The sequence below is a fragment of the Bacillus sp. JJ1764 genome (assembly GCF_036962145.1).
Taxonomy (GTDB): Bacteria; Bacillota; Bacilli; order Bacillales; family Cytobacillaceae; genus Neobacillus.
Genome location: NZ_JBALNY010000240.1, coordinates 1 through 7,185, shown reverse-complemented (window position 1 = coordinate 7,185; position 7,185 = coordinate 1). Strand labels below are relative to the sequence as shown.

Annotated in this window: 4 protein-coding genes and 1 pseudogene; 4 read left to right on the top strand and 1 reads right to left on the bottom strand. The window is 31.1% G+C overall.

Annotated elements, in window-relative coordinates; all coding sequences use genetic code 11:
• Nucleotides 1-448 precede the first annotated feature (448 nt).
• Nucleotides 449-1,129, bottom strand: coding sequence for an EcsC family protein (locus tag V7083_RS23235; protein ID WP_335482529.1), 681 nt, complete (start codon nucleotides 1,127-1,129; stop codon nucleotides 449-451).
• A 1,371-nt stretch (nucleotides 1,130-2,500) separates the two neighbouring features.
• On the opposite strand from V7083_RS23235, the gene V7083_RS23230 reads away from it, so the two are divergent.
• The 4 genes and pseudogenes from V7083_RS23230 to V7083_RS23215 all read left to right on the top strand — a co-directional run.
• Nucleotides 2,501-2,839 carry a YolD-like family protein gene (locus tag V7083_RS23230; RefSeq protein WP_335482527.1) on the top strand — a complete coding sequence of 113 codons (339 nt, stop codon included), beginning with the start codon at nucleotides 2,501-2,503 and terminating at the stop codon, nucleotides 2,837-2,839.
• Nucleotides 2,840-3,049: 210 nt separating this feature from the next.
• Nucleotides 3,050-3,235: a hypothetical protein gene (locus V7083_RS23225; RefSeq protein WP_335482525.1), complete on the top strand. Its 186-nt coding sequence runs from the start codon at nucleotides 3,050-3,052 to the stop codon at nucleotides 3,233-3,235.
• A gap of 1,300 nt (nucleotides 3,236-4,535) precedes the next feature.
• Nucleotides 4,536-6,398 (top strand): AAA family ATPase, encoded by a 1,863-nt coding sequence (locus V7083_RS23220; RefSeq protein WP_335482524.1) that lies wholly within the window; start codon nucleotides 4,536-4,538, stop codon nucleotides 6,396-6,398.
• Nucleotide 6,399: 1 nt separating this feature from the next.
• A pseudogene (locus V7083_RS23215) lies at nucleotides 6,400-7,185 on the top strand (hypothetical protein); the annotation flags it as partial.

The window sequence follows — 7,185 nt, the reverse complement described above, 5'->3', positions numbered from 1 at the left end:
GACTCCTATTATTTAAAATATGGTATCGAAAAAGTGTCCTAATTGGTAATAAGGATTTCAACATTACTTAACTGTTCCCGGCCTAGATTTCTATCGTATTTTGTATTAAAATCTACTGTTTATAAAGCAATTTTAAGTTTTTCGAGACCATAATCATTTNNAATGAGTAGCTTCAGTATTAATGGTTTTAGTCAATCTCCCCCCATTCACCATTGCTCCATATGCCTCAATATAATCTCTAGCACGACCTTGGGTCATTCCTAACTTACTTAATAAATTGTTTGTTTCTGTAAATCTATCAATCTGTCTTTGATCAACTATTTTGCATAATATTAATAATGAACAATTATTTCTTTGGTTATCTTTATAGAAGTCACCATCAGCTTAAATTAATTATGTAATATATTTCCTCTAACTTATTTAATTATTTAAACCATACCTTCTAATGCTATAACATATCAATAATTTCAGGTTGATCATTTCTTTTAGAGTTTTGCTCTTGAATAAACAGCTTGAAAGCAACATTTCCTATAGTATTTGTAGCAACTGCATCTACAGTACCGCCAATAATTCCTCCTGCTAAAGGCACCATCTTGCCTAAATTTATAACTCCTTTTTCTCCAAACTTTGTTAGTAAACGAAAGCCTACAGCTTGGTTGATTTTTTTTATTACTTCGAAAGGAATTTTTTTAATACCGGTTACTGCAAGTTTTTTTCCTATCTGAACGCCGGCATTTTTAAGAATATCTTTTGCTCCATTTCCAGCTAAACAGGCATAAACAAAAGATTTAACCTGGTCATCTTTTACATCATAACCACCAATATGTGCAATAGCAGCAACCATTCTTATTTGAACTAAAATAACGCTAGTTATATTGGCCGGTACAGCAACAGGTAATGTAATAAGTCCTCCTAAACCAGTTAAAAATCCACTAGTAGCACTTTTGGTGTTTTGCCATAGTATTAAACTTTTAACTTTTTCATCTAAGCTCCCACTCTTTTGTAAGTAACTATCAGCTAATTCTATGGCGGTGTCCATTCCAGGTACACCACCATTAATTGCTTTATCATAAGACCAATCTAATGCCTTCATTATTGCGTCGTGTGTTAAAGATTTTGATTTAGACAATATTACTCACCTTTCTCCTAGGAAATTTTTTTATATCCTCTATTAATTTATTGGGACCAAGCAAATACATTGGTCATAAACACAAGAGATATAAATTATGTGAATTACTTAAGGGAAGTATACCCTTTGATATTGCAAATGTAATTGAACAGGCAATAACTCAAAAATTAAACAAAATAATTTAATATGAAGGGGTATTGTATTTATTTAGTGTCTCAAAAAATATTATAAGTCATTTCATAAACAGTTTTTTTAAAATCAAAAATTAAATTTTAAAAATAGATCAACTGTAAAATAACATATGAAAGCCGACCAATTTTGATATGTGGGAATTTCACTAATCTAAACAAGCAAGGGTGGGTTTTTTTGTGTTCTAAACTTATCTTCCCATTTTTATTAAGTTTGAATAGCATAAAATTATAGTAGGTGGTTTATAGTCACTATTTTTTTGGGGGAAAAGGAGTAAATGCTTATTAAAAAATTCCCTTTCTGCGAAGCTTCTAACTAAATAAATTCCTGTGTCAATTTTTTAATTACTTCTTCAACACTCACCAAACCATTATTAATAGTTCAACAAGTTTAACTTCATCAATCAATTAAACTTTAAATTTATTTGCATATTTCCTAGCGGCGGAAGTAAAAGATTCGGTAGTAATTATATACCCTAAGAACCAATCTTGGTTTTCTTATTTTCAATAAAGATACCCCGGAGATGTTATTTGGTAACCAAATTTAATAGGAAAAAAAATACTTTTTAAATTATCTAATGCGCAAGGGATCAATTAATTTTTTCGAAATTAACTATACGATGAGAAATCATTAAAATTTTTATAATAGAACCCTTTTAGGTTTTGGTGATTTCCAAGAAATATTTTAATATAACTGGCAGTGTGCTCATTATCGATCGGTAGGCGATTGGATAATGAAAAAAAGACGTAAAAAAATTGTTAGAGTTTCCCGTCAACCTCGCTCACGACTTACCATCGTGATGTCATCCCGTTAGAAGGGAATTAAGTCCCCAGATTGATCCTAAATACTTCTTCCATTTTAGTTATTAGGATTCAAACATCCCGTGCTCGTTGCAATTTGCAAGGTGGGTTGTGGTACGTTTCGTAGTGAAACGGTTGGTAAAGCGAGACCTGGGCGACTCAGCAGTGCATTTGATGCACTTGCTGGTACTACAAAATATACGGCGGCTCCAAACGCAAAACAGGAGTTTTCTATGTAACGCCGAATTCTACCCTAAAGTGAAGGGTGAATTCTGGGCTTCACCACCACATATCAAGATAGGACACACTCTATAATGGCCTTTTTATATTTTATTTACATACGGAACATACGTTTGTATATAATGATAATGAGGTGAGTGATATGGCAATACGAGATCGCGGTAAAAAGAAATGGCAGTTTGCGTTTGGTATGCCAGAGTTAATTAAGGCACAGCGAGATCTATGGACCGACCAAGAGCGGATTATAAAACCAATCATTGATGAATACGAGAGGGAAGAGTTTGACAAACGTATCTGTTATGCGATGGAGCATAACCTTTTGGTAAAGGTAGCCATATGGTCTAACGGCTTTATATCAGATAGAGCCGGGCGTATTCATTATGTAGATCCAATATCGTACCATCTGCGGATTGAACTGCTGGGAGGAGAGTTTTGTCAGATTGATTTGGAGGATGTTATAGGAGTGTTAGTGATTGATTAAATCTAGCTTAAATTTATCGATCTGTTTATTTTCCTAATTCTGCTACCAGTGAAAAAAATTAATAATTTTTCTCACTACTATTGAATTTTTTAAGGTCCAGAAAATATAATACTTTAAATTAAATATTTGTGTTTTAACAGAGATGGAGGAGAAACAGGTGCATTTAAATCTAGATAGCAAACATTAAAAAAACGAGCAATAGAATCCGGTATGAATGAACTTCAAGCAGAATTCTCGCCAGAGGAACAGCTAGAATATTTTCTACTTTTAGATTTTTTAAAGAAAGAGGAGAAAAAAATAATTTCTAAAAGAATTAAAATGGGAATAGCAGCTAAAAAATTCAAAGGCGGGAAGAAGAAAATACAACAAATTAATAATTGTACCTTATCAAGTTAGTGCTAGTGAGTCATCAAGATTTGTACTTAATAATGTGAGGCAATGATAAAATCTAAAAGGACTCTACTCAGTAAAGAGTGGAGTCCTTTTTCGAGATACTAATGCCCCTCGTGCGCAACGTTTGTGTTACTTTATAGTTCCGAATAGCCTTTCAGATTTCTCTCAATCGTATTGTGGATCTTATAAAATAGAAAAATCACCCTACATAATTAGGGTGATTCTTCTCGCTAATTGTATTAGCCTGACCAATATCATTATTCCCAAATAAATCTAGTGTAATACCTTGGGATTTATTAAAAATCCACAGGAACTTGTATGACAAATATGATGATACGCTAACCGAAATTAAAGAAGAAAAGAAAGTTATCAATTGCCTTTTTAAGGTAACGGCCGATTCTTTAATAACGAAGGATCGTTTTTTCCTTATTAAAGTAACTGACAGGTTAGTTCAATAAAAAATGTTAAAATAAGGGCAATATTTGGTTGAAGGGGGGGTAAGTAATAAACACCATTTTATATGATTTTTTAGAGTTAAAAGAAATATTAAACACATTCGATGAACTTGAACAAAAATATAATTGGCTACTAACTGACCTTGATTGGTCTTACCCTGAAAATTACCTTGATTATTTTGAAAATCATCGGGAATTCGAAGATAATAAAGAACGTCTTAATAATTACTGGGTTACAGGTAATAAGCTAATGCAACTTGCTAATAATAACCAGGTTTATTTTATTTGGGGTGTATTTTAAGCTTTTGAAAAGAGCGAGACAATTGATTTAGATGATATTAAAGTTGAGCCGTATGCTGATGGTAATCCGAATTTTTGGGTTAAAAATCCAAAAATTCAACATCCAAGGGCAGTCATTGAATTAGTTTTTTGAGATTCCTCATTGATCTTACTTCTTAGCAAAGATAATACCTTCTCTAAAAATTTCCGAAACACTTTTCAAGGTTGGAAAGATTTAAACTTATACAATCTGTTGTAATCCTTCTTTAGCTAACGGGGCAGGTTAGGGGTGGAAAAACTTAAATTTGTGAATGAATGTACATAAAATAGCGGGGCGATTGTAAAAAAACAAGAAGGATGTTTGAAACTAGAGGAAAAAGATGACCTAATTATTATTGATGGATTTGAAGTTGAAGGTTTTATTGTAAATTCAACTTGTTCTTTTTTTAATACTATATTCCCTTTTCTAATTTATTATAATAGTTCCGCTATAAAGTTCTTAAAATGTTACAATATGGTTTGTTGGAATATTATTCTAAAAGTGTGTATTTAGAAAAGAGGGTAAATCAGTGGAAATTTTGTATCTATGGATAAGAGATTATAAAAATATAACTAATCAGGGGTTTAATTTTGGGGGTGAGCTGCTGTTTCGTTATGAAGGAGGATACCTGGATATAGAGCAAAATGTGATGCATATTCCAGGTTTTTTTAATATTTTTCCAGAGCTTGGGGATTCTACTTCAAATATATTGAATATATCTGGTATTGCAGGTGAAAATGGTACAGGAAAAACAAACCTTCTTGATTATTTAAAGTATTTAACCACTCATAATATAGAGGATTACATATTATGCTATAAAGGTAATGATGGGGGCTATTATATTACAGGGGCAAAATGCAATTTAAGAAAATCACCGGTAGAGATTATACGGACAAGTGTAAACGAGATTTTTACTTCGTGTGGATTTATCTATCTTTCAAATATACTCGATATAACTAGGCGTGAAAAAGCAAGCTCAAAACTATTTAATATATCGACTAATTTCTTAATTAACAAAGAAGGATTCGAACAGTTTCGTGCAAGTGAATTCTTAAGGCAAATTACTTTCGCAATTGATCATAAGTTTTCCTCATTAATAGATTTTAAACTACCTGAAAAAGTTATTTGTAATTTGTTAACGGAGATAACAAGTGATTTTTTGAAGGAGTTGAATAGCTGGTATATAGACATTATGGATCAAAAACAGAATAATGATCAAAGTATATTTCTTAATAAAAGTATCAAGAATATAAAAAAATTGCACGGAGTGTTTCGGGAGCTTTCTAAAAAGCAAAAGCAATCTCATTACTATATTCAATTTATATCTCACATAATAATGGTATTTTGGTTAGAAATACTGCATCTTCCAAGAAGAATAGCAGAATACTTGATAAATCATAACACACTGTTTGATGATTTAATTAAACATATTACTAAATGTTTAAAAGATCGTAGTGATGTACAAGTGAGAGATTTGGAAGATTTCACTATAAATGCAATAAATGGATTTAAAGTTTCATTAGATAATGATCTTTTTAAGGTGGCAGGTTATAAGAATGAAATTAAAAATTTAAAAATAATACGAAAATGGCAAAAGATTACCTATTATAAACTTCACAGCATTGAAAACTTTACAAATATTTATCAAGATGAAAGTTCTTCCGATTGTGATACTCCTATGAAAATTTCATCTAAACATATTTTATTAAAGGAATTTATCACCAACTATTTACAATCCTTTAATAGAAAAAGTTATCTTCATTTCGAATGGGTGGAACTAAGTGCAGGCCAAGTTGCAAGGCTAAATATCTATTCAAGGTTGCATTATGCTATGAGCATACTGCCTGAACATTTAAAGGATGTAGTAATAATTATTGATGAAGGTGAGCTTTACTTTCATCCTGAGTGGCAACGTAAGTGGCTATGGTATTTTCTTAGAGCTATTTCATCAGTGTACATAGGTAGAAGAGTACAGATAATTATTTCCACACACTCTCCCTTTGTACTATCAGATTTGCCCAATCAAAATGTAATATTTTTGAAAAAAGGTGAACACGGAGTACAAGTTATTGAGGGGTTAGACGATAATCAGCTTACATTCGCCTCTAACATAAATACACTTCTTAGTAATTCATTTTTTATGGACAATGGATTAGTTGGAGAAGTAGCTAAAATAAAAATAAATAATCTTATTAGCTTACTTAATAATAAGGACCCAGAAGTAATTAGGAAGAATGAGTCTCAAATATCTAAACAGTTACGTTACATTGGGGAGCCAATTATTAGAAATAAGTTATTTAATATGTTAAACAATACTCTAACTGTTGATTATTTACAAGTTCAAAGAAGACTTGATGAGATTGAGAAACGGTTAAATAATAGGGGTATATAATTTGATTAAAATAGAATTAGGTAACCATATAAAAAAAGAAATTGAAGAACTCCATTTGAAATTTTTTAATGATAAACTATTACCTAAACTTGATAAATTTATAAAAGCTAAAAACTTGAAAAATGATCAATCGGCAGAGGAACACCGATTTTTAAGATTCTTACGTAAGATTCGCTATCAGATTTTATTAGGTACTCCCCAACAGCATCAGAGAATTATTTTACATATACACAAAAACTATTCTTCTCAATTGAGGAAAGATATTAAAAAAGGTAAAACAAAACATAGCAAGGCTTCTGTCCTAAATAACGAATTAAAAACTATATTTAACTACAATATGTTTACCCGTGCTGATAATACCGAGGGTTGGTGTGCTTATGAACTTTTGAATAAAATTAATATTCAGGTTTGTCCTTACTGTAATCGTCAATATATTACAACTCTATATACAAAAAGGCAAAAAACCAGAGCTCAACTTGATCATTTTTTTGATAAAGCAACTTATCCTTTTTTAGCGATATCCTTATACAACTTGGTTCCAAGTTGTGCAGTATGTAATTCTTCCTTGAAAGGGCAGAAAAAATTTTTTGTCAATACATATATTCATCCTTATATAGATTCGTTTGGTGATAAATATAGATTTACATTAGATCTTGCTGATAACATTGAGTCCCTTATTACTAAAAAAGGTAAAATTAATATAAGCTTCAGGTCTAACACGAGGGATTCAAACTTTGAAAGGAAAGCTAGGAATAATATTAAAGTTTTTTTGCTTGAACAGCTTTAC

Excerpts from the sequence above, each read along its gene's own strand:
- V7083_RS23230 (WP_335482527.1), top strand. The coding sequence starts at position 2,501 with ATGGCAATACGAGATCGCGGTAAAAAGAAATGGCAGTTTGCGTTTGGT.
- V7083_RS23225 (WP_335482525.1), top strand. The coding sequence starts at position 3,050 with ATGAATGAACTTCAAGCAGAATTCTCGCCAGAGGAACAGCTAGAATAT.